We start from the raw sequence: 25,907 nt of genomic DNA on the forward strand, positions 1-25,907 counted from the left end.
ACGCGCGCCGACAACACCAGAAGGGATCTCCATCGATGACCGAAACGACGTCGACCCCCACCCGGTGGCGTGGCCTCGACCTGGGCACCCGAGTGGTCGGCTACGACGAGCGCGACGCCGTCCTGTACGCGCTGGCGGCCGGCGCCCACGCCACCGACCTCGACCTGGTCTTCGAGGACCGGCTCCGCGTCCTGCCCACCTTCGCCCTGACCCTGGCACAGTGGGCACCCGATGCGCTGGGCGCACTCGGGGCGTTCGACACGAAGACCGCTCTCCACGGCTCCCAGAGTCTCGACGTGCTCGCTCCCCTGCCCCGGTCCGGCGAGATCTCGATGTCGGCGCGAGTCGGCGAGGTCCGGGACAAGGGCCGTGCCGCGGTCTTCGAGGTGGTCGTCGAGAGCGACTACTTCGTGGCCACTTGGTCGCTGTTCGCCCCCGGCGCAGGCGGATTCGGCGGCGATCGCGGCCCGTCGGCGCCGTTCGCACCCGAGGGGGACCCGACCGTCGTCGGCACTCTGACGACCGATCCCGATCAGGCCGCGCTCTACCGCCTCACCGGCGACCGGCACCACATCCACATCGATCCCGACGCCGCAGCACGCATCGGGCAACCGCGTCCGATCCTGCACGGCCTGTGCACCCTCGCTGCGACCACCCTGCCTCTCGCAGACATGCTCGGCGCCCACCCGGCCGACCTGAAGACCCTGTCCGGCCGGTTCGCGGCACCCGTCTTCCCCGGCGACACCGCGCAGGTCCGCGCCTGGGGTGACGCCACCGGCGCGCGCTTCGACGTCACCACCGACGGCGGTGCCGTCCTGAACGGTGGACACGCGTCCTTCGCGTGACCCGGACTCCAACCATTTCCTCTCCGAACGGAACATCATGACGAGCACACGCCGCTTCGAAGGCAAGATCGCATTCATCACCGGAGCCGCCCGCGGGCAGGGCCGCGCCGAAGCCGTCCGGCTCGCGAGCGAGGGCGCCGACATCATCGCCGTCGACATCTGCAAGGCCCTCGAATACCCCGCCTATCCCGGTGCCACCCCGGATGATCTGGCCGTCACCGTCAAGGAGGTCGAAGCGCTCGGCCGGCGCATCGTCGCCCGTGAGGTCGACGTCCGCGACTTCGACGCGCTCCAGCAGGCACTCTCGGAGGGCGTCGCCGAACTCGGCGGCCTCGACGTCATCGTCGCCAATGCCGGTGTCTGCACCGCCGCCACCACCTGGGAGCACGCCCTCGAACAGTGGAAGGAGACCATCGACATCAACCTGACCGGGGTCTTCCACACCGTCAAGGCGGCCGTGCCGATCCTGCTCCAGCAGGGACGCGGTGGCGCCATCGTCATGACGAGCTCGGTGGCAGGCCTGCGTGGGCTGCCGTTCGTCGCCGCATACTCGGCCAGCAAGCACGGCGTCGTCGGCCTGTGCAAGACCCTGGCCAACGAACTCGGACAGCACCGCATCCGCGTCAACACCGTTCACCCCGCCGGGGTGACCACCGACATGCAGCCCGTCGAGATGCAGCAGATGATCGCCGACCACGCCGCCACCCTCGGTCCGATCTTCATGAACGCCCTGCCCGACGAGGCGACCGACGCGGAGGACATCGCCGGAACCGTCGCCTGGTTGCTGTCCGACGAAGCCCGTCACATCACCGGTGCTCAGATTCCGGTCGACCTGGGAACCCTCATCCGCTGATCATCGGAGGAACGATGACCGAACTGTCCATCCCCGAATACGATTCCGCCACCACCGTTCGCTCCGTCGAGGTCGAGATCGATGCACCCGCGAGTGTCGTCTGGGAGGTCCTCACCGACCTCGACAACTACCCGAGCTGGAACCCCTTCTGCATCGCGGTGGAATCGACGCTGGAAATCGGTGCGCCCGTGAATATGACGCTGGCCGACTACTCGGGAGCCACGGAGACCTTCCCGTACACCGAATACGTCTGTGCCGTGGTGCCGGAACGCCTGCTGTCGTGGGAACTCCGTCCCACCGAGGTCTCCGCGCAGGCCGCGCGACGCGATCAGGTGATCGAACCGATCGACGAGAACCGGTGCCGCTACTACTCCACCGACGCCTTCCTCGGCGAGGAAGCACACCAGATCATGGCCGACAGCGGTGTGTGGGTGAAGCGGGCGTTCGACGACACCGCCGTCGCACTGAAGAAGCGCAGCGAGGCACTCCACGCCGAGCGCACCCTCGGTTCACCCACCGCCTGACACTCCCACTTCCCGGCACCACCATCCGAAAGGCCGACATGGCACACCGTATGCAGGACAAGATCGTCATCATCACCGGCGCCTCCTCCGGTCTCGGCCGCGCGACCGCCGAACTGATGACCGCCGAAGGCGCTCGCGTGGTCATGGCGGACATCAGCCAGGAGGCGGGTCAGGCCGCAGCGCAGGAGATCGGCGCCGACTTCGTCCGCACCGACGTCGGCAACCCCGCCGAGGTCGACGCTCTCGTCAGCGGGACCGTCGCCCGGTACGGACGACTCGACGTGATGTGCAACAACGCCGGAGTCCACGCCTCCGGACCGCTTCTCGACACGACGAACGACGACTTCGAGCGCGTGGTCGCCGTGAACTTCGCCGGCATCTTCTACGGCACGCGAGCGGCAGGTCGCGTCATGGCGGAGCAGGGATCCGGCGCCATCGTCAACACGGCCTCCAACGGCGGCTACCTGCCCACCGAGGGCATGGCCGTCTACTGCGGCACGAAAGCGGCCGTGGTCGCGATGTCCAAGGCGTGCGCACTCGAACTCGCACCCAAAGGTGTTCGCGTCAATACGATCTCGCCCGGCACCATGCTGAGCGGCATGGTGCCGGACGTGGAGGGCATCGTCGACGTCCTCGACAAGCTCCAGCCCGTCGGATACGCCGCGAACCCCTCCCAGATGGCCACGGGCATTCTGTACCTCGCCTCGGACGACGCGAACTACGTCACCGGGCACGATCTGATCGTCGACGGTGGGGCCACTGCCGGTCGGGTCGCTCTCGGAGTCTGACATCCCACATGCGGAACTCCGAGAAGGGAGCGGGTCGATGAGTCGGTTCGAGAACAAGGTGGCGCTGGTGACCGGCGCCGCGAGCGGGATCGGTCGTGCGGTCGCGGAACGCATCGCCGCCGAAGGTGGGGCCGTGGTCGTCGCCGATATCCAGGACGACCTCGGCACCGCTGTGGCGCAGTCGATCGTGGACGGGGGCGGTCGAGCCGTCTACCGGCACCTGGACGTCTCCTCCGAAACGGAGTGGCAGGAGACGATCGCCGAGACGGTCGACACCTTCGGGGGCCTCGGAATCCTGGTGAACAACGCCGGAATCGCTCACCCGGACCTGATCGAGGACACCGACACGGAGCTCTACGCCCGGGTCATCGCGGTGACGCAGACCAGCGTCTTCCTCGGTCAGCGTGCGGCGAGTTCCGCGCTGAAGGCGTCGGGCTACGGTTCGGTCGTCAACGTCAGTTCGATGTTCGGCGTCGTCGGAGGCTTCGGGTCCGCTCCGGCCTATGCGGCCGCGAAGGGCGCGGTGCGGACGCTGTCGAAGAACACGGCCGTCGCCTGGGCGTCGGACGGTGTCCGTGTGAACTCGGTGCACCCGGGTTTCATCGACACCCCCACCCTCGGCGACCAAGGACGGGAACGGATGGCCACGCTGACACCACTGGGCAGGCTCGGAACTGCGGACGAAGTGGCCGGCCTCGTCGCGTTCCTGGCGAGCGACGAAGCGTCGTTCGTCACCGGTGGGGAATTCCTCGTGGACGGCGGCTATACCGCGCAATAATCAACAGGTCCTCGACGCAGCGGAGCGCGAAATGGTCACAGGTGCGCGTTATTACGCGCTCCGATGACCGATTTCCGCTCCGCTGTCGGGGTCGGTGAGTGCGGGGTCCCGCGAGGTGTCCTTCAACGCCACCCCCGACGCCCCCAACTGCCGCGCCCCGTTCACGAGAGCCGCGACGACGCGCGCCGCGTGGTCGTAGGCCATCCCGCCGGGTGGGTGGATGTTCGACACGCAGTTGCGTTCGGCGTCACTGCGTCCCGGCCTCGGGTGGTGCGTCAGGTACACGCCGACACTGTCGGCCACCGACAGGCCGGGCCGTTCGCCGATGATCACGAGCATCGTCGTGACGCCGAGTTGTTCACCGATATGGTCGCCCAGCGCGACGCGCGCCTGCGTCGCGATCACCGGCGGCGCCACGGTCAGCCCGGGCAGGGCAGCGACGATCGCCGCGAGCAGGTCGGGTCCGTGGGCGTCGAGAGCGGTGGACGACAATCCGTCGCACAGCGCGATACCGAGATCGGCCTCCGTTCGCGGCAGCATGGTTCCCTCGGCGAGCTGCCGGCCGAGGTCGGGACGTCGCAGATACGTACTGCGATCCTCCGCTGCGCTTTCCACGACGAGCGGATCGCCGAGTCCGAGCTCTTTCGTCCGCCGCACCATCGCGGGCACATCGAGCGGGACGTGCACGGCGTCGCGCGCCTCGGCATGGGCCGTCACGAATTCCAGATGACGTCGTGTCGGGATGCTGTTCCCGGTGCGTCCCAGCCCGATCCGGGCCTGGGTGTGCCGACGCAGTTCGTCCCACAGGTCGCTCACAGGGCACCTCCGAGTGCGCGCAGCGGGGATGTGCCGACCTCCACCGGCAGGATGCGACCGACGTCGTCCGCCATGCCCTGCCGCCGTAGCCAGTCCTCGAATTCCGGTGCCGGCCGCAGATCGGCGGCCTCCCGCACGAACAGCGCGTCGTGGAACGACAGCGACTGGTAGCCGAGCATCACGTCGTCGGCACCCGGCACTGTGATGACGAATGCTGTTCCGGCAACGGCCAACAGGGTCAGCAGGGTGTCCATGTCGTCCTGATCGGCCTCGGCATGGTTGGTGTAGCAGACGTCCACACCCATCGGCAGGCCGAGAAGTTTGCCGCAGAACTGGTCTTCGAGACCCGCGCGGATGATCTGCTTGCCGTCGTACAGATATTCCGGTCCGATGAACCCGACGACGGTGTTGACGAGCAGCGGATCGAACTCGCGCGCAACGGCATACGCGCGCGCTTCGAGGGTCTGCTGATCCACCGGCCTGCCCCCGGTGCCGACATGGGTTCCCGACGACAACGCCGAGCCCTGCCCGGTCTCGAAGTACATGACGTTGTTACCGACGGTCCCCCGTCGCAGCGACCTGCCGGCCTCGTTGCCCTCCCGCAGCACTGCGAGGTCCACACCGAAGCTGCGGTTGGCGCCCTCGGTGCCGGCGACGGATTGGAACACCAGGTCGACGGGTGCCTCCTTCTCGATCAGATCGATGGTGGTGGTGACGTGGGTCAGCACGCACGACTGGGTGGGGATCTCGAATCGTTGCCGGATCTCGTCGAGCAGGTGCAGCAGGTCGGACACCGCGTGCGGTGAGTCGCTCGCCGGATTGATGCCGACCACCGCGTCGCCGCATCCCATCAGCAGACCGTCGAGGACGGACGCGGCGACCCCACGCGGATCGTCGACGGGATGGTTCGGTTGCAGGCGCGTCGCGAGCCGGCCGGGCAACCCGATGGTCGTGCGGAACGCGCTGGTCACTGTCGCAGCGCGGGAGACCGCGATGAGGTCCTGGTTGCGCATGATCTTGCTGGTCGCCGCGACCATCTCCGGGGTGAGTCCCGGCGCGAGTGCCGCGAGCACGTCGGCGGAGTCCGGTCGGGCCGCGACCTCCAAGAGGTGGTCGCGCAGTTCTCCGACGGTCATGTGCGAGACCGGCGCGAAGGCCGCCGCGTCGTGGGTATCGACGATCAGCCTGGTGACCTCGTCGGTCTCGTACGGCACGACCGCCTCGGTGAGGAAGATGGTCAGCGGGAGGTCGGCGAGGGCCAGTTGTGCCGCGGCACGTTCGGCATCCGAGGTGGCAGCGCATCCGGCGAGTTCATCGCCCGAGCGGCGGGGGGAGGCCTTCCCGAGCAGATCGACGAGGCCGTCGAAGACGTAACCGGTTCCGCCGAGCTGTTGTCGGTAGATCGTCATCGAGGCCTCCCGCGCAGGACCGGTTCGACGGATGTGAGCACGCAGTGGAGTGCAGCATTCCACTTTTTCGCTGTCGTGTCCGGCGAGTGTCAGGAACGAAACGCCGCTGGTCGTCGGTGGAGGGTCCACAACGCAGAAGTGAGGCTCACAATCCTGGTGGTCGACCACGAGGGTTGTGAGCCTCACCTTTCGGTTGTCTACCTAGCCCCGCTGGTACCAGACGTTCGTCACCCGCTGCGCCATGTGCCGCATCCCCGCAGCGGTGGGGTGCAGTGCCTTCGCCAGCGACAGCGACTGCCGTCCCTCGTAGAAGCGCTGCTCGGAGGGCGCACACGCGTCGTGCCCTTCCGATCCCGCCATGACGTCGACGAACTCGGCACCGGCCTCGCCGGCGGACCGGGCGAGTACTCGGTTCATCCGCACGAAGAAGTTCGTCACGAAGGAGGCGTCGGCATCGCTGGTGGGGATGTTCGGCCAGCAACCCCGATTGCCGAAGACCCCACCGTGCCCGACCAGCAGGACCCGTGCGCGTGGTGCGCGTTGCTGGACGGCGGTGAGTGTCGTGGTGACCTTCGGTCCGAGCGCACTCAGTGCGGCGTCCATGCGCGACGTGGTGCCCGGATCGGTGCGGCAGTGCGCGTCGCCGCCCGGAAGCTCGGTGTAACAGGCCGAGACGAGCCCCGACCAGCCGACATCGTTGCCGCCGATGCTCAGCGTGACGAGATTCGTGTCCGGCGTGAGCGAATCGATCTGCGGCGGGACCGATCCGGTCGACGTCTGCTGCGGGACGGACGTGATGTGCTCGGTGCGCGCACCCGAACACGCGACGTTGACGAAGCTGACGGTCTGCAGCGAGCCTGCAACGAGGTTCGGATATCCCGCGTCCGCGCGGGCGCATCCGCTGAGCATCGCCGCTGCGTCGAGGTAAGGCCCGGCGGCACGCGAGTCGCCGAGCGCGACGTAGCGGATGCCCTGCTCGTTGCCCGGGTCGCTCATCGCGGATACCGGCCACACCATCGATGCAGCTGCCATGCCGGCGACGATCCCGGCTCGCACAATCGTCTTCATCCAGACCCTCCGGCAGCGTGTTTCTCCCGGGCATGAGATCGGCACGAATTACAAACGCGTTACGAGCACCGGGTGAAGATCACGGATGAAGCTCGCATGCACGTCCTCCCACCAGCGCATTTTGTTTACTCCCCCCTTCGAACGGCTACCGTCGACCTGTGACCGTCCACAAAGTTCTCGACGGCCGCTACGAGCTGAGCGGTCTGCTCGGCGTGGGCGGCAACGGCGAGATCCACGACGGTTGGGACACCCGCCTCCACCGGCCCGTCGCCGTCAAACTGCTCGGACGGGAGGTCGGCAGCAGACCGGACGTACGACGTCGTTTCGAGGTCGAGGCCCGGGCCGCCGCGGCCCTGAACCACCCTCGCATCGTCGCCGTGTACGACACGGGTGAACACGACGGACGTCCCTACATCGTTATGGAACGGCTCCCCGGGCGGACGCTCGCCGACGACATCGCCCGCGGACCCCTACCCGCCGATCGGGTGCGTACGGTGCTCGCCGGAATTCTCGAGGCCCTCGTCGCCGCACACGGGGCGGGGATCCTCCACCGGGACATCAAGCCGGCGAACGTGCTCATCGCAGAGAACGGCGAGATCGAGGTCGCCGATTTCGGTATCGCGAAGAGCGTCGGCGACGACCTTACCCATACGGGTGAACTCGTGGGGACCGTCGCCTATCTGAGCCCGGACCGCATCACCGGTCACCCCGCGTCCGTGACGGACGATCTGTACGCGGTCGGGGTCGTCGGTTACGAGGCCCTGTGCGGGCGGAGGCCGTTCGCCGAGGACAACATCCTCGCGCTGGCACGGGCCATCACGCGCGACCGTCCGCGGCCACTCGCCGATCTCCGCCCGGATGCCCATCCGGGGCTCGTCGCAGTGATCGAGCGGGCCATGGCACGAGAGCCTTCCGACCGGTTCCGCAGTGCGCACGAGATGCTCTCCGCACTGCGGAATTCCGACGGATTCCGCGCCGCGACAGCCCGCCTGCCGGCGAGTGAGATCGCCGGACCGGCGACCACCGCAGGAACGGACCGTTCACGTGGAGTTCTCGTCGCGGCGGGTCTGACGCTGGCCGGGGCGCTCGCCGTGGGTGGTCTCGCGCTCGGATTCGGACGGGGCGACTCCCCGCCGACGGCCACTCCGGAGACCCGGACGCCGGGCATGTCCGCATCGACGCCCGAACGGGTACCGGCCACCACCGAACTCCCTGTGACTCCCGAATCGACGGTCGTCCCGGCTCGCACAGCGGACGAGACCCCCGTGGTTCCGCCCGTCGTACCCGCTCCTGTCGCACCGTCGGCGGATGCCGGGCCCCCGAGGTCCGAACCCGAATCCCGCGGGAACAGCGGACCCGGCAACAACAACGGGAACGGCAATTCGCGGGGGAACAGCGGCAACCACAACGGCAACAACGGCAATGGGAACGGGAACAGCGGCAACGGGAACAGCGGCCGCGGTAACGGGTGAGGTCGCTCAGCTCGAGGCGCGCACCACGAGTTCGACGGGAAGTCGCGTCGATTCCGTTTCTCCGTTTCGCACGAGTTCGAGGAGCCGCTCGATGGCGGTCACCCCGATATCGTGCGCGGGCGATCGCACGGTGGTGAGCGGAACCGGCAGCTGCGCGACGACGGGAATGTCGTTGTAACCGATTACGGCGAGGTCGTCGGGGATGGCCAGACCCAGGTCGCGGGCGACACCGAGAATGCCGATCGCGATGGTGTCGCTGACCGCAAAGATCGCGCGGGGACGATCGGGGCGATCCAGCAGCGCACGCGCGGCCTCCACACCCCCGGCGACGTCGAAGCTCGACCGCACGATCCGCTCGGGCGGCAGTGCCACCGATGCTTCCTTCAGGGTGTCGACGAAGCCGTCGCGCCGGTCGCGGGCGGTGCTCGCGTGGTCGGGGCCTGCGATGATCGCCAGGTCGTCGTAGCCGCGGTCGAGCAGGTGCCGGGCGGCCAGCGCACCACCGCGGTAGTCGTCGCCCACCACGAACGGCAACCCGGCGTCGGCGTGCCGGGTGACCGCGAGGATGGGCAGCGACCCGAGTGCCAGCGACTCGACGAACTGGCGCCCCGGGAGGTGCATGCTGCTCAGCAGCAGACCGTCGACCTGCCGGCCCACGAGCAGCGCGATGGCGCGACGTTGCGCCTCGAGATCGTCGGGTGGGCTCGACAGCAGCACCGAATAGCCCGCCTTCGTGGCGGCTTCCTCGATGCCCTGGTAGGTCGTGGCGACCACGCCGTCGGTGAGTCGCGGCATGACGACACCGAGGGTCGTGGTCTTGCGGGTCCGCAGGCTCGCCGCCCACAGATTGGGGCGATAGCCCAGTTCGGCCGCGACCTCCCGCACCCGCAGGGCCGAGTCCGACCAGCCGTCGACCGGTTCGGGCTGGCGCAGCACCCGGGATGCCGTCGAGACGTGGACACCGGCGCGCTCGGCGATCTCCTTGAGCGTCGGGGCGCGGTCGGGACGGGACATTCGGCTCTCCTGCTGGTACGGCATCGAGTTCGTGTTCCGGGTTGACGTGCCCGGAGCATGCCTTTAGCGTAGGCCACGCAATCGATCGTGCAAACGTTCTCGCAATCGTTCTGACAAACGTTTCCTCGACCACCGGAGAAGGCCATGTCCAACGCTCAGTCGCTCACCCAGCTGTTCGCCCTCGACTCCCTGCTCGAGCAGGAGGAGATCGACATCCGCGACACCGTCCGCAAGTTCGGTGACGAGCGCATCCGTCCGCACGTGGCCCAGTGGTTCGAGGAAGCAAAGTTTCCGGCGCGCGAGCTCGCGAAGGAACTCGGACAGCTGGGCGTACTGGGCATGCACCTCGACGGCTACGGTTGCGCCGGCATGAGCGCCACTGCCTACGGCCTGGCCTGCCTCGAACTCGAGGCCGTCGACTCCGGCATCCGCAGCCTCGTGTCCGTGCAGGGCTCGCTGGCGATGTTCTCCATCCACCATTGGGGCAGCGAGGAGCAGAAGCAGGAGTGGCTCCCCCGCATGGCCGCCGGTGAGGCCATCGGTTGCTTCGGCCTCACCGAGCCCGACTTCGGCTCCAACCCCGCCGGGATGCGCACCAACGCCAAGCGCGACGGCGACGACTGGATCCTCAACGGCACCAAGATGTGGATCACCAACGGCTCGATCGCCGACGTCGCCGTCGTCTGGGCGCAGACCGACCTCGAAGAAGGCGCCAAGGGAATCCGCGGCTTCGTCGTCCCCACCGACACCCCCGGTTTCTCCGCACCGGAGATCCACTCCAAGATGTCGCTGCGCGCCTCGGTCACCTCGGAGCTCGTCCTCGACGGCGTGCGCCTGCCCGCCTCGGCGATGATGCCGAAGGCCAAGGGGCTGCGCGGACCGCTCACCTCCCTCGGCGAGGCCCGATTCGGCATCGTCTTCGGTGCCATCGGTGCCGCCCGCGACTGCCTCGAGACCGCCATCGAGTACTCGCAGTCCCGCGAGGTGTTCGACAAGCCGCTCGCCGGCTACCAGCTCACCCAGGCCAAGATCTCCGACATGGCGCTCGAGGTCGGCAAGGGCCACCTGCTCGCCTACCACCTCGGCCGCATCAAGGACCGCGGCGAGATCGCCCCGGAGCAGGTCAGCCTCGGCAAGCTCAACAACGTGCGCGAGGCCATCGCCATCGCCCGTGAATGCCGTACCATCCTCGGCGCCAACGGAATCACGCTCGAGTACCCCGTCATCCGTCACGCCAACAACCTCGAGTCGGTGCTGACCTACGAGGGCACCTCCGAGGTCCATCAGCTGACCATCGGCAAGGCGCTGACCGGTGAGGCGGCCTTCCGGTGAGCGGAGCGTTGGAAGGGCTGGTGATCGCCGACTTCGGTCGCGTGCTCGCCGGCCCCTACGCCACCATGCTGCTCGCCGACCTCGGGGCGGAGGTCGTCAAGATCGAACGACCCGGCTTCGGGGACGACACCCGGCACTGGGGACCACCCTGGGTCGGCGACGAGTCGACCTACTTCCTCGGCGTCAACCGCAACAAGAAGTCGGTGGCCATCGACCTGACCACCAATGAAGGACTCGCTCAGGCACGCGATCTCGTCGCCCGCGCCGATGTCGTCGTCGAGAACTTCTTGCCCGGCACGATGACTCGGCTCGGGCTCGGATACGAGCAGGTCCGGGAACTCAACCCCGGCATCGTCTACACCTCGATCACCGGCTTCGGCGGACACAACAACCTGCCCGGCTACGACCTGCTCATCCAGGCCGTCGGCGGTCTGATGAGCATCACCGGGCCCGACCCGGCGACACCCACCAAGGTCGGTGTCGCCGTGGTCGACATCATCACCGGAATGCACGCTGCGCTCGGTATCCTCGCCGCGCTGCGGCACCGCGACCGCACCGGTGAGGGCCAACGCGTCGAGGTGAACCTGCTGTCGTCCCTGTTGTCGGCGCTGGCGAACCAGTCGTCGGGCTACGTCGCGGCGGGAGTGGTGCCGAAGGCGATGGGCAATCGTCATCCGAGCATCGCGCCCTACGAGGTGTTCCACACGGCCGACCGGCCGTTCGTCCTCGCCGTGGGAAACGATCGCCAATTCTCTTCGCTGGTCGAGGTTCTCGGCGCTCCGGAACTCGCCACCGACGAGCGGTTCACCACGAATACCGCCCGCGTCGCGAACCGGGAGGAGCTGACGAAGATCGTCGACGAGCTGCTGTCGACGGACACCGCCGACGCGTGGTTCGACGCTCTGACCGCAGCCCGGGTGCCGTGCGGTCCGCTCAACGACATCGCCGACGCGGTCGCGCTCGCCGAACGACTCGGCCTGTCGCCGGTGGTGTCGATCGACGATCCCGACCGGGAGGCTCCGCTTCGTCAGATCGCCAACCCGATCCGGCTCAGCGCCACCCCCGCCACCTACCGCACCGCACCCCCGCGGTTGGCATAGTCGGAGGCTCTCGTCAGTCGGACTTCTGTTCCTTCAGAGTGTGGGCGACGAGAGCATTGGCGTGCCCGTGACCCATCCCGTGTTCCTGCTTCAGCCAGTTCACGAGTTCCATGTGCTTGGTGAGATCCGACGCGCGGATCATGTTCTTCCACTCCTCGATCGGGCGTCCGTACTTCTGCTCGATCGACGGAAAATACGACTCCGGCCCCTTGACCTTCTCGCTCATGCCGGAGAGGTTAACCGCGACGACCGACACGGTCGGGCCGTTCCGTTCGATCCGTAAAAAAACGACCGCGGCGCCGCAGTCCCGGAGGGGACGCGGCGCCGCGGATGTTCGGAAGGGGATCAGGCCTTCGGGCCACCGGCCACGTAGATGACCTGACCGGACACGAAGCCTGCGCCCTCGGACGCGAGGAACGATGCGGTGTGGGCGATGTCGTCGACCTCGCCGATACGGCCGACCGGGATGTTGGCTGCGATGTTCGACTTGAAGTCGTCGAACGACAGGCCGAGACGCTCGGCGGTCGCGGCGGTCATCTCGGTGGCGATGAAACCCGGCGCGATGGCGTTGGCGGTGACACCGAACTTGCCCAGCTCGATCGCGAGGGTCTTCGTGAAGCCCTGCATGCCGGCCTTGGCAGCGGAGTAGTTGACCTGGCCGCGGTTGCCGAGGGCCGAGGTGCTCGAGAGGTTGACGATGCGACCGAACTTGGCGTCGACCATGTAGCTCTGGACGGCACGCGTCATGAGGAAGGCGCCACGCAGGTGCACGTTCATGACGGCGTCCCAGTCCTCGACCGTCATCTTGAACAGCAGGTTGTCGCGGGTGATGCCGGCGTTGTTGATCAGGACGGTGGGCTCGCCGAGTTCGGTGGCGACCTTCTCGACGGCAGCGGCGACGGACTTCTCGTCGGCGACGTCGGCACCCACGGCGAGCGCCTTGCCGCCGGCGGACTCGATAGCCGAAACGGTGTCCTTGCAGGCAGATTCGTCGAGGTCGAGGACGGCGACCTGGTAGCCGTCGCCGGCGAGCCGCTTCGCGACGGCGGCGCCGATACCGCGTGCGGCTCCGGTGACGATGGCAGTGCGGGGCTGTGTGCTCATAGCGTTCCTCCGTAGGGGGATGGGTGGTGCCGTCAGGTGATGGTGAGTCCGCCGTCCACGGCGATGGTCTGACCGGTGACGTAGGCGGAGGCGTCGGACGCCAGCCAGACTGCGGTGGCTGCGATCTCATCGGCATCCCCGGTCCGGCCGAGGATGATTCGCGGCTTCATCGAGTCGAGGTAGCCGGGCTGGTACTCGTCCGTCATCTCGGTGTGGAAGAAGCCGGGGGCGATGGCGTTGACGCGGATTCCCTTACGCGCTCCCCACTGCTGGGCCAGGTCGCGCGTGAGGCCGATGACGCCCGCCTTGCTGGCCGAGTACGCGGCCTGCGGTAGGCCGGCCGTGGTGAGGCCGAGAACCGACGAGATGTTGACGATCGAGCTACCGGGCTGCATCACACGGCCGACGGCCTGTGCCGCCCAATAGGATCCGTTCAGGTTGATGTCGATGACCTGCCGGAACTGGTCGGGGGTCTCCTTGGTGGCAGGGACGGCGGTGCCGATACCGGCATTGTTGATGAGGATGTCCACCCGGCCGAGCTGCTCGACCGCCTGATCGACCATGCGCTGCGCCTGTTCGGGATCGGCGATGTCGGTCTCGACCGTGACGGCCTGCCGTCCGGCCTCCCGGACCAGCTCGGCGGTCTTCTCGAGGCGGTCGACGCGGCGTGCGGCGAGCACGACGTCGGCCCCTGCCTCGGCCAGCCCTCGGGCGAATGCGACACCGAGGCCTGAAGAGGCACCGGTGACGATGGCAACGCGGCCGTCGAGACGGAAGCGGTCGAGCACGGACATACGTCATCTCCTCGCTGTGACGGGGCCTACAGGAACTGTATAGCCGACCGCCTTCTCATCCACCAAACAGCCTGTATCCAATTTGATTGGACAGCACTACCTTTCAGAGCCAGGTCCTATTCTTCTCTTCGGCGGATCCTATGTTGCCGCAGGCGTTGCAGCGCGGAGAGGACCCCGCGTCGCACCCACCGTTACCAAGTCGATAAGCACTGGCTTATTTCTAAGCGCTCGCTTATCGTGCGATGCCGTAGCGGGCTTGTCAACATCAACCGGACAGAACGGAAGCGCCCTCGTGAGTGATGCATGGGACGACGTCGTCGGCGGATCCAAGGCCGCTGCTCGCATCCGCACGGCCGCGATCGAGGAGTTCGCTGAGCACGGCTACGGCGGCACCACGACCCGCCGGATCGCGGCCCGACTCGGTATGAGTCCCGCCGCGATGTATCCGCACTACGCGTCCAAGGAAGAGCTGCTCTTCGCTATCGCCTACGAGGGTCATGCACTCGCCCTGGAGGTCCTCGAGAACGCCGACCGCCCCGACGCCGAGCCGTCCGACCGGCTCGCCTCCGTCATCGGACGCTTCGCCGCCTGGCAGGCGGAGAACCACCGGTGGAGCCGGGTCATCCAGTACGAACTGGCCGCGCTCGACCGCGAGCACTACCGCACGATCGTCGGACTACGACGGCAGACCACGCAGGTCGTGCGGGGTGTCGTGGACGCCGGCCACGCCTCGGGCGAGTTCACCCTCCCGGACGCCGAAGGTGTCACCCTCGCGCTGATGTCGCTCTGCGTCGACGTCTGCCGCTGGTACCCCTCGGGCCGCTACGACGACGCCGCGACGATCAGCGACCTGTATGCCGATCTTGCCCTGCGTCTGGTCGGTGCCGTGCGTTAGCATCGTCGCCACCATCGGATCGGGGGGATCTACGTGGGCAGGGGGATATCGCGCCGCCGTCGGCTCCTCGAGACGCGAGAGCATCGGAGGGGGAGCTGTCGTCCATGTCCACGAATGACAACATCGTCGACCGACTACTGGTGTCGCTCGGGGTCGACGCCCCGGTCCCCGATTCCGTCTCTCGACGGCAGTCCAACTACGACGCCCTCGCCGCGCGCATCGACGTGGGAGTCGATCCCGAATACATCGCGGCATTCGAGAACTTCCACGGCATGGAGCATGCCGACATCCATCGGCTCGCCCAGAGCATCAATCCCGTCGCGATGACCACTTTGGCCACCGAATGGGCCGAACTCGGAAAGGGTTTCAGCCTCACCGTCGCGTGGGGAACGCTGATGATCCGCAAGCTCATCGGCCGGCACTGGGAGGGCCCGGCGGCCGAGGCCGCGATGGACGCAACGGTGCGATTCGGCGAATCCGCACAACAGTTGTCCGACGCCGCACGCGCGACGTCCGAGAAACTCCGCATCGCCGCCGACGTCGGCGAGCGAGTGCGAGCGTCCGTGCCTCCACCCACGGTGAACACGTCGTCGGTCCTGTACGCGCTCGATCCCCTCGCGGGTGCTGCTGCCGCCCGGCAGGAGGAAGCCGTTCGCGCCCAGGCCGTGCGGGTGATGGAAGCCCTCTACAAGCCGTACTACCGCGATTCCGGCACGGCGGTTCCGGTCCTGCCCTCCCCGTATGCCGCCACCACGAGTCGCGCGACCGAAACATTCGTTCCTCAGGGCTACGGCACACCGGGTGTCGGCGACGCCCGGACCGCCGGCGACCCGACGGGAATCCCGGGCGGGGACGGAGAACGTCCGGATGGGCAGACCGCCACGGAAGCGGAGAACCGTACGGACGCATCGACGTCCGGTGAAGGTGCGGACGGCCGGTCGGAAGGATCGGATTCGGCTGGTAGGGCTGGCTCGAACGATCCTGCGGCGACCACTCCTGCATCCACCTCCCCGTCAGCGAGCGGCGCCCTCGGAAGCCCGACCGGTCAGTCGTATGGCTCACCGTCCTCCGGAGCGGGTGCAGGTGTCGGAGGTGGCCTGCCGGGCGCCGGTGGCGTCGGGTCGGCCGGTGGCGCATCGCCCGCGGCGGGACCCGCTCCGCTCGTCGCGGGAGCCGCACCCACCGGCGGTGCTGCCGGCCGGCCCGGTGCCGCCGCGACTCGCGGTGCCGGAATCCGCCCGTTCGGCATGATGCCCGGAATGGCCCCGGCCTCCTCACGCGGCGACGAACAGGACAAACGCGCGGCCGGATATCTCGTCACCGGCGAGAACGGAAACGAACTGATCGGGTCGCTGCCCGACACCGCTCCGCCGGTTCTGGGGGCCTGAGCTCTGTGGACCGGCATCTGACACCCGATCGATTCCTGGCGTCGTGGACAGCCGCGGGTGGCGACGAGTTCCCCTTCCCCCTGCGTTATCGCACCTCGGCGATGTGGGAAGACGAACACGCCGCGAACCTGCAGGCCGCTCGCGCGTGGCTGCACGAGACTCCCGACCCCGCCCTCGACGACGCGATGCGGAGGCTGCTGACCGGCGAGGTCGCGGTGGAGGTCTACGGCCGCTCCACCGACCCGACCTGCGAGGTCTTCGTCCGCGTCGCCGCGACCGGCGAGCAGGCCGTCCTCGCCCGCCAGGCTCCCGCCGCGGGCGACATCCGCATCACCACGACCACCGATCTCGCGGGCGCGATCGTCGGACACCTGCCGGTCGTAGCGCCGGGCCGCGAACCGGCACGCACCGCGCCGAGTCGGGACGTGCTCGAGCCGTCCGAATTCGGCGCTGTCCGTCGTCCGGCGGGTGGCACGCACGCAGAGTCGTTGCGCCGGTTGCTGCGTCGCGAACGCTCGGCCACCGGCAGCATCCGCATCCTGCGGTACTCGAACCCTGGATACACACCCGTCGCCGACATCGGCTGGTTCGACGTCGTGGGCGACGGCCGGTACCTCTTCCTCCCCGGTCCCGACCTCCGCGTCGCACCGGGCACCGTCGACGCATTCGTCCGGGAACTGTCGGCGCAGCTGTCCCGGGTGCGCAAGCCGTCGCACGAGGGTCGGAGCGGCGTCCTGCGACGGCAGTGATCCCTTCCCGAACCGGCCGTTCGTCTAGGCTGGCGACATGACGGACCGGGACCGCACACCCGACGGCAGGCCGCAGAACGCGCGTCCGCGCGACGCCCTGGGGCGTCCGTTGCCGCCGGGCGAAGAAGGCGTCGAACGTGTTCCCGAAGACATCGATCTGGATGTCGAGGAGACCATCGCCGAAGGTCAGCGCCTCCTCGACCACGGCTTTCCGTTCCACGCCCACGAGGTCTTCGAAGCGATGTGGAAGAAGGCGCCGCCCGAGGAACGTCCCCTCTGGCAGGGCCTCGCCCAGCTCGCCGTGGGGCTGACGCATCTGCTCCGGGGCAACCCCACCGGCGCGGCGTCGCTGCTGAAGCAGGGACAGGCGCGGGTGCGGCACTACGAGGACGAACCGCCCTACCGGCTCGATATCGACGGCCTCGCGAGTTGGGCCGATCATCTGCTCACCGAGATCGCTCGCGACGAACCGATCCCCGCTCCCCCGACCCCGCGCCTGAGGATGCCCTGATGCCGATACTTCCCATGTTCCCGCTCGGCACCGCGTTGCTTCCCGGGTCCGACCTTCCATTGCGCATCTTCGAGCCGAGATATCAGCAGCTCGTCCAGGACTGCACGGCATCACCGGACGGCCCCCGTTTCGGGGTCGTCCTCATCGCCCGAGGACACGAAGTGGGCGGAGGCGAGCAGCGACACGACGTCGGCACCATTGCGCGGATCATGGTCGACACCGAGGTCGGTGCGGGTCGCCGCGAACTCGAATGCATTGCGGAGGAGCGTATTCGCGTCACCCGATGGCTCCCCGACGATCCCTATCCCCTCGCCGAGGTGGAGCCCTGGCCCGACACCGATTCGGGGCCGGTGGATTTCGCCGCGATCACCGGACCGATGGGCCGGCTGTACGGGGTGCTCGACCGCCTCACGGGTGGCCAGGCCCCGCTGCCTCCCGCCACCACCGAACTACCGGAGGATCCGGGGGCGCGACTGTTCGCGCTCGCCCGGTACGTGCCCATGGGGGAAGCGGACCGCTACGCGGTTCTCGCCGCGCCGGGTCCGGCCGAACGCATGGCCGTGCTGCTCGAAGCGATCTCCACCGCAGTCGATCTCGCGGAATGGAAGCTGAAGGGCTGAGACGCGTGCGCCCGCCCGGTGAGTGGGAGTATCGCTCTTCCGGTCTCATGGTTGCGGGCTAGGGTCCGGGACACCGTTCGTCCCCGACCGGAAGGCACCCCGATGGACACCGTCGAACAACGGTTGGCCCGGCTCGAAGCCCTCGAAGAGATCAGGATGCTCAAGCATCGCTACTTCCGGGCGTGCGACGCCAAGGACCCGGAGGCGATGCGCAGGTGCTTCGTCGAGCACGGAGCCGACATCTACTACGGACCGGCGCTGGGTAGTTTCGACGACGCCGACGCCCTGGTCGACATCTATTCCCGAATCGCTCTCGAACGGATCGACGACCGCTACGTCGTGCTCGACATGCATCACGGCATGCATCCGAGCATCCACCTGACCGGGCCCGACACCGCGACCGGCGCCTGGACGCTGCGATTCCGGCAGGTGGATCTGCGTGCCCGCACCGAACGGGTCACCGCGCTCGACTACGACGACGACTACGTGGTCGAGAACGGCGAATGGAAGATCTCCCGCTGCCACGTGAAGGTGCTGTGGTCGATCCAGCGGGCTCTCACCGACGACGTGGAAGTGGTGCAGTGATGACAGAAGCAAAGGTCGCGCTGGTCACCGGCGCGAGTCGCAGCGTCGGCAAGGGCATCGCGTGCGCCCTCGGCTCCGACGGCTGGACCGTCTACGTCACCGCCCGCGGCCCCGTCGGCGTCGACGGACCACTCGACCGCACCGCGGCGGAGGTCACCGAACGCGGCGGACGAGGTATCGCCATGCAGTGCGACCACCGCGACGACGCACAGATCCACGAACTGTTCGGCCGGATCGCCGACGAGCAGGATTCCCGCCTCGATCTGCTCGTCAACAACGTGTGGGCATCACCGCCGGGATTCGCGGGGTTCTCCGAACCGTTCTGGAAACGCCCGATCAGCGACTGGGACAGCCTGATCGGCGTCGGTCTCCGCGCGCACTACGTCGCCTCCGTCGAAGCCGCGCAGCTGATGGTGCCGCGCAACAGCGGGATGATCGTCAACATCTCGTCGTTCGGCACCCGCGGCTACCTGCATTCGGTGCTGTACGGCATGTCGAAGGCCGGCCTGGACAAGATGGCCGCCGACATGGCCGTCGAACTCCGAGGCACCGGGGTGACCACCCTGTCGCTGTGGCCGGGACTGGTGAAGAACGAGGCCATGCTCGCCCGCGGCATCGACAACTTCGAGGGCTTCTCGCTGGCCAACGCCGAGACACCGGAGTTCATCGGACGGGTGATCGTCGCTCTCGCGGCCGACCCCGAGGTGAACGCGCGCAGCGGTCGCACCCTCATCACCGCCGAGACCGCACTCGACTACGGCATCGTGGACGTCGAAGGCAACCAACCCGATTCACACCGGGACATCTTCGGGGGCGGGCCGTTGTTCTGACGACGACCGCGGCGTCGGGAGTCGAAACTCGGGGGATGTTGTGTGCGTCGAATTCGTAAAAGTCGCACACAACCTCCCCTTCGATCGGGCGGCCCGGACGAGGGGTGGTCGGAGCACCCTCGGAAGTCGTGTATGGTTGGACATGCAACGCGGGGTGGAGCAGCTCGGTAGCTCGCTGGGCTCATAACCCAGAGGTCGCAGGTTCGAATCCTGTCCCCGCTACCACCGACCGGCCCGGACTCACACGAGTCCGGGCCGGTTCTTTTGTGAATGCTCCTCGGCCTCGGTACGGCTCCCCCGGCCGCGCTCACCGAGTAGATTTCGCGGCAGAGTCTCTGCAGAGCGGGAGGGTGTGATGGCCAAGCGCGCAACCGTCGCCGATCGACCACGAACTCCCCGCTGGCTCCGGCCCACGATCGTCGGTGTTCTGCTGGCCGTCGCCTTCTATCAGATGTCGGGCTGGCTCTTCCACAATCTGAAGGGCTTCCTCGGCCTGCTGTTCCTGGCGTGGTTGTTCAGCATCACCATCGAACCGATCGTCGACCGCCTCGAGCGGTTCGGGATGCGTCGCGGTGCCGGCACCGGCCTCGTGCTGTTCTCCCTGATCCTGCTCACGGTCGGTTTCTTCGCGGTGTTCGGCACGCTCCTGTTCGAACAGATCGCCCAGTTGCTCACCACACTGCCGGACGCGCTCACGCGCATCACCGATTGGGCGAACCGCACCTTCGACACCAACTTCAAGACCGGGGACGAGCTGTTCAAGATCACACCCGATACCGTTCGCGATCTCGCGCAACGTTTCACGCCCGGTGTCCTCGGCGTCCTCAGCACTCTGGTCGGTGCCCTGTTCCAGATCCTGACGATGCTGCTGTTCGTCTTCTACATGTCGGCCGAGGGGCCGAAGATGCGCCGGACGATCGCGAGCTGGTTCCCGGCCCGGCAGCAGCAGCTGATCGCGAACGTGTGGGAGACCTCGGTGGAGAAGGCCGGCGGCTATGTCGTCTCCCGGTTGATCCTCGCCGCCGCGGCGTCGATCTTCACCGGAATCTTCTTCCTCATCATCGGGGTTCCGTACTGGCTGCCCCTCGCGATCTGGACCGGGGTGGTCTCGCAGTTCATCCCCACTCTCGGCACCTATCTCGCGATCGGGCTCCCCGCGCTCATCGCCGCGGTGCAGCAACCGCTCGACGGTGTGTGGGTGATCGCCTTCGGCACGGTCTACCAGCAGATCGAGAACTATGTGCTGCACCCGCGCATCACGGCCCGCACGGTGTCGATCCACCCGGCGGTGGCGTTCGGTTCGGTGATCGTCGGCGCCACCCTGTTCGGCCCGGTGGGGGCGCTGGTGTCCGTGCCGGTGGTGGCGATCCTGCAGGCGCTCGCCGAGTCGTTCGGGCACCGCTACGAACTGATCCCGGAGGTGGGCGGGGACGAACCGGACCCCGACGCCCCGGAGCTCACGGCCGACAATGACGACTACGACTGAGAGGGCCGGGCACGAGATTCCCTCGTGCCCGGCCCGTCATTGTCCGATGATCAGACGATCAGCTTCGCCGCCGTCGCAGCGACGACGTCCTCGGTGGTCACACCGGGTGCCGTCTCGACGAGCTTCAGACCCTCGTCGGTGACGTCGATGACCGCGAGGTCGGTGATGATGCGCTGCACGCATCCACGACCGGTGAGCGGCAGCGCGCACTCCTCGAGGATCTTCGGATCACCCTTCTTGGTGACGTGATCCATCATCACGATGACGCGCTTGGCGCCGTGGACGAGGTCCATCGCGCCGCCCATACCCTTGACCATCGCGCCGGGCACCATCCAGTTGGCGATGTCGCCCTTGGCGGAGACCTGCATCGCGCCGAGCACGGCGACGTCGATCTGGCCGCCGCGGATCATGCCGAACGACTGCGCCGAGTCGAAGTACGACGCACCGGGGATCGCGGTGATAGTTTCCTTGCCGGCGTTGATGAGCTCGGGGTCGAGTTCGTCCTCGGTCGGGTACGGGCCGACGCCGAGCACACCGTTCTCGGAGTGCAGGATGACCTCGACGCCGGGCTCGAGGTAGTTCGGCACGAGGGTGGGCATGCCGATTCCGAGGTTGACGTACTGGCCGTCCTCGAGTTCCTTGGCGACGCGTGCCGCCATCTCCTCGCGGGTCAGCCCCTTCTTCGTTGCCTGTGTCATGAGCGCACCGTCCGGTTCTCGATGCCGACCTCGACGGGGCCGACGTGTACGACACGCTGCACGTGGATGCCGGGCGTGTGGATTTCGTTGGGGTCGAGTTCGCCGGGTTCGACGAGGTGCTCGACCTGCGCGATCGTGATGCGACCCGAGGCGGCGGCCGGCGGGTTGAAGTTGCGGGCGCTCGCTCGGTAGACGAGGTTGCCGTGGCGGTCGCCCTTCCAGGCGTGCACGAGCGCGTAGTCGGCGACGATGCCACGTTCGAGCACGTAGGTCTCGCCGTCGAACTCGCGGGTCTCCTTCGGCTTCGACGCGAGGGCGATGCCGCCGTGACCGTCGTAGCGCAGCGGGAGTCCGCCTTCCTCGACGGCCGTGCCGACGCCGGCGGGGGTGAAGAAGGCGGGGATGCCCGCGCCACCGGCGCGCAGGCGCTCGGCGAGCGTGCCCTGCGGGGTGAGCTCGACTTCGAGTTCGCCGGCGAGGTACTGGCGCGCGAACTCCTTGTTGGAGCCGACGTACGACGAGATGGTGCGGCGGATGCGGCCCTTCTCGAGCAGCAGACCGAGCCCGAAGCCGTCGGTACCGCAGTTGTTGCTGACGGTCTCGATGTCGGTGGCGCCCTGTTCGAGCAACGCGTTGATGAGGATCTCGGGGATGCCGACCAGGCCGAACCCTCCGACGGCGATCGTGACGCCGTCGGGGATGTCGGCTACGGCCTCGGCGGCGGAGGCAACGACTTTGTCCATGTGTGCCACGATACCCTCAGGTGTACGTCATGTGAACTCCCGTCCGCAATGCGAACAAATCCGCGTAGGATCGTTGCGAGCGCAGAACGGCCGCACTAGCCTGTTCGCATAGCGTCCATCCGTCCACATAGCGAACGTTTCGGATCGGAGGTCCGTGTCTCCCTCATCCCCCGACGCCGGACATCGGGGCCCGCTGTTCGATCCCGTCTTCGGCGCGGACGAACTCGGCGTCGCCCTGTCGGATCGCGCGTGGATCGGTGCCCTGCTCGACGTGGAGGTCGCGCTGACCCGCGCAGCCGCCGCACTCGGCCGCGTCGAGAACACCCACGCCGACGCCGTCGCGACAGCCGCGACTTCCCTCGCCGAGGAACTCGATCCCGCCGACCTCGGTCGACGGTCCGCGGCGGGCGGCAACGGCGTCATCCCCCTGGTCTCCCTGCTGCGCGAGCGCGCCGACGCTCCCGCGCGCGCCGTGCACGTCGGCGCGACCAGCCAGGACGTGCTCGACACCGCGCTGATGCTGCTCGCCCGCCGCGCAGGAGGGATCGCCCTGGCGAACCTGCGCTCCGCAGCCGACGGCGCAGCGCGTCTCGCCGCCGCCCATCGCGAGACACCGATGGTCGCGCGCACTCTCGGCCAGCAGGCACTGCCGACCACCTTCGGTGCGCTCGCGGCCGGTTGGCTCCTGTCCCTCGACGACGCCGCCGGCGCACTCGACCGCGCGCTGTCCGCCCTGCCCGCCCAGTACGGCGGGGCCGCCGGCACGCTCGCCGCCGTCCACCCCGACGGCTTCGCGTTCGCCGACACCGTCGCCGACCTGCTCGGGCTCGCGCGTCCCGTCGCGCCGTGGCACACCGCCCGCACCCCCGTCACGACCCTCGCGGGCACACTCGGTGTCGCCGCGGGCGCGGTCGCGAAACCCGCCACCGACGTCGTGCTCATGGCGAGCACCGAGTTCGGTGAGGTGAGCGAGGATGCGCCCGGCGGGTCGTCGGCCATGCCGCACAAGCGCAATCCCGTCGCGGCGATCACCGCGCGCGCTGCTGCCCGACGCGTTCCCGGCCTCGTCTCGACGATCCTGTCGTCGACCGATCACGAGTTCCAGCGGGCCGCCGGTGCCTGGCACGCCGAATGGGAGACGCTCGCCGACATCCTGCGCCTCACCGGCGGTGCCGCGCACCAACTCTCGACGAGCCTGAACGGTTTGCACGTCCACACCGACGCGCTCGACCGTAACCTCGCCCTCACCGGCGGAGCGATCCTGGCCGAGAAGGTCACAGCGGCACTCGCCGAACACACCGACGACGCCCGCTCGATCGTCACCGACGCGGCGGTCGCCGGCAGGCCGCTCGACGAGGATCCCGCCATCACCGCACATCTCGACCCGCAGGACGTGCGCGAACTTCTCGATCCCACGCGTTATCTCGGCCATGCCGCAGACATCGTCGACCGCGTTCTCGCCCGTCACGACAGCACGAACCGAACCACAGGAGATGCCCGATGACCGTCACGCTCAACTACGAACAGTACGGCGACCCCACGAAGCCGACCGTCCTGTTCCTCGGTTCGCTCGGTTCGGACCTGTCGATGTGGGGACCGCAGATCCACGCCTTGGCGACCGACTGGAACGTCGTCGCAGCAGACCATCGCGGGCACGGCGCATCGCCCGCGCCGTCCGGTCCCTACACGATCGAGGAACTCGCCGGCGACGTCGTCGCCCTGCTCGACTCGCTCGAACTCGACGCCGTGCACTACGTCGGCCTGTCGCTCGGCGGTGCCGTCGGGCAGTGGCTCGCGGCGCATCACCCCGAGCGCGTGCGCACGCTGACGCTGCTGTGCACCTCGCCGGCCTTCCAGCCTGCCCAGCCCTGGTACGACCGGGCCGTATCGGTCCGCAACGACGGCCTGGCCTCCATCGCCGATTCGATCGTCTCGCGCTGGTTCACTCCCGAACTGGCCGAACACGATCCGGAGCTCGTCGCCCGCCACGTCGAGATGGTGAAGGGCACCACCGACGAGGGCTACGCCGCGTGCTGCGAGGCACTGGCGACCTGGGACGGCCGTCCCGACCTCGCCCGGATCGTCGCGCCCACCCTGGTGATCGCCGGTGAGCAGGATCCCGCCACCCCGCCGTCGACGATGCAGCAACTGGCCGACGGGATCGCCGACTCGGCCTTCCACGTCCTCTCCCCCGGCGCACACCTCGCCAACGTGGAGCAGGCGGGACGGGTCACGAAGCTGATCCGCGAACACATCTCGTCGCGCGCCACGCCGTCCGCCGCGCACCGCACCGCGGTGTTCGAAGAGGGCCTACGGGTGCGCCGTTCCGTCCTCGGCGACGCGCACGTCGACCGGTCCATCGAGTCGGCCACCGAATTCACCCGGCCCTTCCAGGATTTCATCACCCGCACCGCGTGGGGCGACATCTGGGCACGCCCGGGTCTGGACCACCGCACCCGCCGGCTGCTGACCCTCGCGATCCTCACCGCGGTCGGCAACGAGCACGAACTCGACATGCACATCCGCGCCGCCCTGCGCGCCGGGATCGATCCCGACGACCTCGTCGAGGTCTTCCTGCACACCGCGGTCTACGCGGGTGTCCCCAACAGCAACCGGGCGTTCGCGCTCGGCAAGCAGGCGCTGGCCGACACCGAGGGAGGTGCGGGATCGTGAGCACGTCCGACGTCACCGCCCCCGAGGTCACTCGCGAGAACCCCGGAGCGTCACCCGATTACGTGCAGTCGCTGGCGCGTGGCCTGTCGGTCATCAAAGCCTTCGGTGCGCACGCCCAGCGGCAGTCGCTCTCCGACGTCGCCCGCGCGACCGGCCTCACCCGCGCCACCGCCCGCCGATTCCTGTTGACGCTCATCGAACTCGGCTACGTCCGCACCGACGGATCCCAGTTCTGGCTCACCCCACGGGTGCTCGAACTCGGCTACAGCTACCTGTCGGCGCTGACACTGCCGGAGGTCGCGCGACCCCATCTCGAGGCGCTCGCCGAGAAGGTCAAGGAATCGACCTCGGTGTCGGTGCTCGACGGCACCGACGTCGTCTACGTCGCGCGAGTTCCGGTCAGCCGCATCATGACCGTCACCATCACCCTCGGCACCCGCTTCCCCGCCTACGCGACCTCCATGGGACGGGTACTGCTCGCCGGATTGAACGACGACGAACTCGACGCCTACCTCGCGCGCGCCGAGTTCGCTCCCATCACCGGCAACACCGTCACCACCGCCGAGGAACTGCGCGCCGAGATCGCCACGGTGCGACGCAACGGATACTGCATCGTCGACCAGGAACTCGAGGAGGGCCTGCGCTCGCTCGCCGCGCCCATCCGCGATGCGTCGGGAACCGTTGTGGCGTCGGTGAACCTGTCGACCCACGCGGCCCGCTACCGGATGGAGACCGTGCACGACGAGCTCGTCCCGGCGTTGCTCGCCACCGCCGGAGCGATCTCCACGGATCTCGCCCGCACCCAGACCCACCAGTGAACAATCCCGATCGA

28 protein-coding genes and 1 tRNA gene are annotated in these 25,907 nt (G+C 68.2%); 20 read left to right on the forward strand and 9 right to left on the reverse strand.

The features are described from left to right. The first annotated feature begins 35 nt into the window (after positions 1-35). From U9J23_RS22570 to U9J23_RS22590, 5 genes are read left to right on the forward strand one after another with little or no spacing between them, the layout of a single operon-like run. Entirely contained in the window at positions 36-845 is an 810-nt protein-coding gene (locus U9J23_RS22570) for a MaoC/PaaZ C-terminal domain-containing protein (protein ID WP_272265906.1), read from the forward strand. 37 nt (positions 846-882) lie between these two features. Beyond that, positions 883-1,698: a mycofactocin-coupled SDR family oxidoreductase gene (locus tag U9J23_RS22575; RefSeq protein ID WP_272265908.1), complete on the forward strand. Its 816-nt coding sequence runs from the start codon at positions 883-885 to the stop codon at positions 1,696-1,698. Between the two features lie 14 nt (positions 1,699-1,712). Then, positions 1,713-2,222 (forward strand): SRPBCC domain-containing protein, encoded by a 510-nt coding sequence (locus U9J23_RS22580; RefSeq protein ID WP_272265910.1) that lies wholly within the window; start codon positions 1,713-1,715, stop codon positions 2,220-2,222. Between the two features lie 38 nt (positions 2,223-2,260). Further along, positions 2,261-3,010 (forward strand): SDR family NAD(P)-dependent oxidoreductase, encoded by a 750-nt coding sequence (locus tag U9J23_RS22585; protein WP_326600617.1) that lies wholly within the window; start codon positions 2,261-2,263, stop codon positions 3,008-3,010. 37 nt (positions 3,011-3,047) lie between these two features. Further along, positions 3,048-3,788, forward strand: a complete 741-nt coding sequence (locus U9J23_RS22590) for an SDR family NAD(P)-dependent oxidoreductase (protein WP_145709760.1) — start codon at positions 3,048-3,050, stop codon at positions 3,786-3,788. 51 nt (positions 3,789-3,839) lie between these two features. Here the strand turns inward: U9J23_RS22590 and eutC are convergent, their stop codons facing one another. The 3 genes from eutC to U9J23_RS22605 all read right to left on the reverse strand — a co-directional run bounded on the left by eutC (position 3,840) and on the right by U9J23_RS22605 (position 7,081). Next, entirely contained in the window at positions 3,840-4,604 is a 765-nt protein-coding gene (eutC, locus tag U9J23_RS22595; protein WP_272265912.1) for an ethanolamine ammonia-lyase subunit EutC, read from the reverse strand. Beyond that, positions 4,601-6,013 (reverse strand): ethanolamine ammonia-lyase subunit EutB, encoded by a 1,413-nt coding sequence (locus tag U9J23_RS22600; RefSeq protein WP_272265914.1) that lies wholly within the window; start codon positions 6,011-6,013, stop codon positions 4,601-4,603. The genes eutC and U9J23_RS22600 overlap by 4 nt, the downstream gene beginning before the upstream one ends. 201 nt (positions 6,014-6,214) lie before the next feature. Continuing rightward, the gene (locus U9J23_RS22605; RefSeq protein ID WP_085470407.1) at positions 6,215-7,081 is read right to left on the reverse strand and encodes an SGNH/GDSL hydrolase family protein; all 867 of its coding nucleotides are present in this window, start codon (positions 7,079-7,081) and stop codon (positions 6,215-6,217) included. A gap of 158 nt (positions 7,082-7,239) precedes the next feature. Between U9J23_RS22605 and U9J23_RS22610 the strand changes: the two genes are divergently transcribed. Then, on the forward strand, positions 7,240-8,553 hold the full coding sequence (locus tag U9J23_RS22610) for a serine/threonine-protein kinase (RefSeq protein WP_272265916.1): 1,314 nt from the start codon (positions 7,240-7,242) through the stop codon (positions 8,551-8,553). A gap of 6 nt (positions 8,554-8,559) precedes the next feature. Here U9J23_RS22610 and U9J23_RS22615 read toward each other — a convergent pair whose 3' ends face one another. Next, the gene (locus U9J23_RS22615) at positions 8,560-9,567 is read right to left on the reverse strand and encodes a LacI family DNA-binding transcriptional regulator (RefSeq protein WP_272265918.1); all 1,008 of its coding nucleotides are present in this window, start codon (positions 9,565-9,567) and stop codon (positions 8,560-8,562) included. Between the two features lie 144 nt (positions 9,568-9,711). On the opposite strand from U9J23_RS22615, the gene U9J23_RS22620 reads away from it, so the two are divergent. Beyond that, positions 9,712-10,899, forward strand: a complete 1,188-nt coding sequence (locus tag U9J23_RS22620; protein WP_326600623.1) for an acyl-CoA dehydrogenase family protein — start codon at positions 9,712-9,714, stop codon at positions 10,897-10,899. Continuing rightward, the gene (locus U9J23_RS22625) at positions 10,896-11,999 is read left to right on the forward strand and encodes a CaiB/BaiF CoA transferase family protein (protein ID WP_326600625.1); all 1,104 of its coding nucleotides are present in this window, start codon (positions 10,896-10,898) and stop codon (positions 11,997-11,999) included. Before U9J23_RS22620 ends, U9J23_RS22625 begins: the two co-directional genes overlap by 4 nt. A gap of 13 nt (positions 12,000-12,012) precedes the next feature. Here U9J23_RS22625 and U9J23_RS22630 read toward each other — a convergent pair whose 3' ends face one another. The 3 genes from U9J23_RS22630 to U9J23_RS22640 form a co-directional block, all read right to left on the reverse strand. Then, a complete protein-coding gene (locus tag U9J23_RS22630) occupies positions 12,013-12,225 on the reverse strand; it encodes a DUF4287 domain-containing protein (protein ID WP_272265923.1) in 213 nt (70 codons plus the stop codon). A 119-nt stretch (positions 12,226-12,344) separates the two neighbouring features. Continuing rightward, positions 12,345-13,103 (reverse strand): 3-oxoacyl-ACP reductase FabG, encoded by a 759-nt coding sequence (gene fabG, locus U9J23_RS22635; protein ID WP_088898011.1) that lies wholly within the window; start codon positions 13,101-13,103, stop codon positions 12,345-12,347. Between the two features lie 32 nt (positions 13,104-13,135). Next, positions 13,136-13,897, reverse strand: a complete 762-nt coding sequence (locus U9J23_RS22640) for an SDR family NAD(P)-dependent oxidoreductase (protein ID WP_059382718.1) — start codon at positions 13,895-13,897, stop codon at positions 13,136-13,138. 292 nt (positions 13,898-14,189) lie between these two features. On the opposite strand from U9J23_RS22640, the gene U9J23_RS22645 reads away from it, so the two are divergent. The 9 genes from U9J23_RS22645 (at position 14,190) to U9J23_RS22685 (ending at position 20,961) form a co-directional block, all read left to right on the forward strand. After that, on the forward strand, positions 14,190-14,792 hold the full coding sequence (locus U9J23_RS22645) for a TetR/AcrR family transcriptional regulator (RefSeq protein WP_272265927.1): 603 nt from the start codon (positions 14,190-14,192) through the stop codon (positions 14,790-14,792). A gap of 104 nt (positions 14,793-14,896) precedes the next feature. Then, positions 14,897-16,180, forward strand: coding sequence for a PPE domain-containing protein (locus U9J23_RS22650; protein WP_059382716.1), 1,284 nt, complete (start codon positions 14,897-14,899; stop codon positions 16,178-16,180). A gap of 5 nt (positions 16,181-16,185) precedes the next feature. Continuing rightward, positions 16,186-16,929, forward strand: coding sequence for an ESX secretion-associated protein EspG (locus U9J23_RS22655; protein WP_272265929.1), 744 nt, complete (start codon positions 16,186-16,188; stop codon positions 16,927-16,929). 37 nt (positions 16,930-16,966) lie between these two features. Then, positions 16,967-17,440, forward strand: coding sequence for a DUF309 domain-containing protein (locus U9J23_RS22660; RefSeq protein WP_059382714.1), 474 nt, complete (start codon positions 16,967-16,969; stop codon positions 17,438-17,440). Next, a complete protein-coding gene (locus tag U9J23_RS22665) occupies positions 17,440-18,060 on the forward strand; it encodes an LON peptidase substrate-binding domain-containing protein (RefSeq protein WP_059382713.1) in 621 nt (206 codons plus the stop codon). The genes U9J23_RS22660 and U9J23_RS22665 overlap by 1 nt, the downstream gene beginning before the upstream one ends. Before the next feature lie 102 nt (positions 18,061-18,162). Further along, positions 18,163-18,645 carry a nuclear transport factor 2 family protein gene (locus U9J23_RS22670; RefSeq protein ID WP_106201063.1) on the forward strand — a complete coding sequence of 161 codons (483 nt, stop codon included), beginning with the start codon at positions 18,163-18,165 and terminating at the stop codon, positions 18,643-18,645. Then, positions 18,645-19,475: an SDR family NAD(P)-dependent oxidoreductase gene (locus U9J23_RS22675; RefSeq protein WP_106201062.1), complete on the forward strand. Its 831-nt coding sequence runs from the start codon at positions 18,645-18,647 to the stop codon at positions 19,473-19,475. Before U9J23_RS22670 ends, U9J23_RS22675 begins: the two co-directional genes overlap by 1 nt. Positions 19,476-19,623: 148 nt before the next feature. Further along, a tRNA-Met gene (locus tag U9J23_RS22680) sits at positions 19,624-19,700 on the forward strand. Between the two features lie 130 nt (positions 19,701-19,830). Then, complete coding sequence (locus U9J23_RS22685) at positions 19,831-20,961, forward strand: AI-2E family transporter (RefSeq protein WP_059382710.1); 1,131 nt, start codon at positions 19,831-19,833, stop codon at positions 20,959-20,961. Positions 20,962-21,011: 50 nt separating this feature from the next. On the opposite strand, the gene U9J23_RS22690 is transcribed toward U9J23_RS22685, so the two are convergent. Then, a complete protein-coding gene (locus U9J23_RS22690) occupies positions 21,012-21,659 on the reverse strand; it encodes a CoA transferase subunit B (protein WP_059382709.1) in 648 nt (215 codons plus the stop codon). Then, positions 21,656-22,402 (reverse strand): CoA transferase subunit A, encoded by a 747-nt coding sequence (locus U9J23_RS22695; RefSeq protein WP_272265936.1) that lies wholly within the window; start codon positions 22,400-22,402, stop codon positions 21,656-21,658. The genes U9J23_RS22690 and U9J23_RS22695 overlap by 4 nt, the downstream gene beginning before the upstream one ends. 154 nt (positions 22,403-22,556) lie before the next feature. Between U9J23_RS22695 and pcaB the strand changes: the two genes are divergently transcribed. From pcaB to U9J23_RS22710, 3 genes are read left to right on the forward strand one after another with little or no spacing between them, the layout of a single operon-like run. Further along, positions 22,557-23,906 (forward strand): 3-carboxy-cis,cis-muconate cycloisomerase, encoded by a 1,350-nt coding sequence (gene pcaB / locus U9J23_RS22700; RefSeq protein ID WP_272265937.1) that lies wholly within the window; start codon positions 22,557-22,559, stop codon positions 23,904-23,906. Next, positions 23,903-25,075: a bifunctional 3-oxoadipate enol-lactonase/4-carboxymuconolactone decarboxylase PcaDC gene (pcaDC, locus tag U9J23_RS22705; protein WP_272265938.1), complete on the forward strand. Its 1,173-nt coding sequence runs from the start codon at positions 23,903-23,905 to the stop codon at positions 25,073-25,075. The genes pcaB and pcaDC overlap by 4 nt, the downstream gene beginning before the upstream one ends. Next, complete coding sequence (locus U9J23_RS22710) at positions 25,072-25,893, forward strand: IclR family transcriptional regulator domain-containing protein (protein WP_059382705.1); 822 nt, start codon at positions 25,072-25,074, stop codon at positions 25,891-25,893. The genes pcaDC and U9J23_RS22710 overlap by 4 nt, the downstream gene beginning before the upstream one ends. Positions 25,894-25,907: the final 14 nt, after the last annotated feature.

Source organism: Rhodococcus sp. PD04 (genome assembly GCF_035918275.1).
Lineage (GTDB): Bacteria > Actinomycetota > Actinomycetes > Mycobacteriales > Mycobacteriaceae > Rhodococcus > Rhodococcus rhodochrous.

Excerpts from the sequence above, each read along its gene's own strand:
- U9J23_RS22570 (WP_272265906.1), top strand. The coding sequence starts at position 36 with ATGACCGAAACGACGTCGACCCCCACCCGGTGGCGTGGCCTCGACCTG.
- U9J23_RS22575 (WP_272265908.1), top strand. The coding sequence starts at position 883 with ATGACGAGCACACGCCGCTTCGAAGGCAAGATCGCATTCATCACCGGA.
- U9J23_RS22580 (WP_272265910.1), top strand. The coding sequence starts at position 1,713 with ATGACCGAACTGTCCATCCCCGAATACGATTCCGCCACCACCGTTCGC.
- U9J23_RS22585 (WP_326600617.1), top strand. The coding sequence starts at position 2,261 with ATGGCACACCGTATGCAGGACAAGATCGTCATCATCACCGGCGCCTCC.
- U9J23_RS22590 (WP_145709760.1), top strand. The coding sequence starts at position 3,048 with ATGAGTCGGTTCGAGAACAAGGTGGCGCTGGTGACCGGCGCCGCGAGC.
- U9J23_RS22600 (WP_272265914.1), bottom strand. The coding sequence starts at position 6,013 with ATGACGATCTACCGACAACAGCTCGGCGGAACCGGTTACGTCTTCGAC.
- U9J23_RS22605 (WP_085470407.1), bottom strand. The coding sequence starts at position 7,081 with ATGAAGACGATTGTGCGAGCCGGGATCGTCGCCGGCATGGCAGCTGCA.
- U9J23_RS22615 (WP_272265918.1), bottom strand. The coding sequence starts at position 9,567 with ATGTCCCGTCCCGACCGCGCCCCGACGCTCAAGGAGATCGCCGAGCGC.
- U9J23_RS22620 (WP_326600623.1), top strand. The coding sequence starts at position 9,712 with ATGTCCAACGCTCAGTCGCTCACCCAGCTGTTCGCCCTCGACTCCCTG.
- U9J23_RS22630 (WP_272265923.1), bottom strand. The coding sequence starts at position 12,225 with ATGAGCGAGAAGGTCAAGGGGCCGGAGTCGTATTTTCCGTCGATCGAG.
- fabG (WP_088898011.1), bottom strand. The coding sequence starts at position 13,103 with ATGAGCACACAGCCCCGCACTGCCATCGTCACCGGAGCCGCACGCGGT.
- U9J23_RS22640 (WP_059382718.1), bottom strand. The coding sequence starts at position 13,897 with ATGTCCGTGCTCGACCGCTTCCGTCTCGACGGCCGCGTTGCCATCGTC.
- U9J23_RS22650 (WP_059382716.1), top strand. The coding sequence starts at position 14,897 with ATGTCCACGAATGACAACATCGTCGACCGACTACTGGTGTCGCTCGGG.
- U9J23_RS22660 (WP_059382714.1), top strand. The coding sequence starts at position 16,967 with ATGACGGACCGGGACCGCACACCCGACGGCAGGCCGCAGAACGCGCGT.
- U9J23_RS22665 (WP_059382713.1), top strand. The coding sequence starts at position 17,440 with ATGCCGATACTTCCCATGTTCCCGCTCGGCACCGCGTTGCTTCCCGGG.
- U9J23_RS22670 (WP_106201063.1), top strand. The coding sequence starts at position 18,163 with ATGGACACCGTCGAACAACGGTTGGCCCGGCTCGAAGCCCTCGAAGAG.
- U9J23_RS22675 (WP_106201062.1), top strand. The coding sequence starts at position 18,645 with ATGACAGAAGCAAAGGTCGCGCTGGTCACCGGCGCGAGTCGCAGCGTC.
- U9J23_RS22685 (WP_059382710.1), top strand. The coding sequence starts at position 19,831 with ATGGCCAAGCGCGCAACCGTCGCCGATCGACCACGAACTCCCCGCTGG.
- U9J23_RS22690 (WP_059382709.1), bottom strand. The coding sequence starts at position 21,659 with ATGACACAGGCAACGAAGAAGGGGCTGACCCGCGAGGAGATGGCGGCA.
- U9J23_RS22695 (WP_272265936.1), bottom strand. The coding sequence starts at position 22,402 with ATGGACAAAGTCGTTGCCTCCGCCGCCGAGGCCGTAGCCGACATCCCC.
- pcaDC (WP_272265938.1), top strand. The coding sequence starts at position 23,903 with ATGACCGTCACGCTCAACTACGAACAGTACGGCGACCCCACGAAGCCG.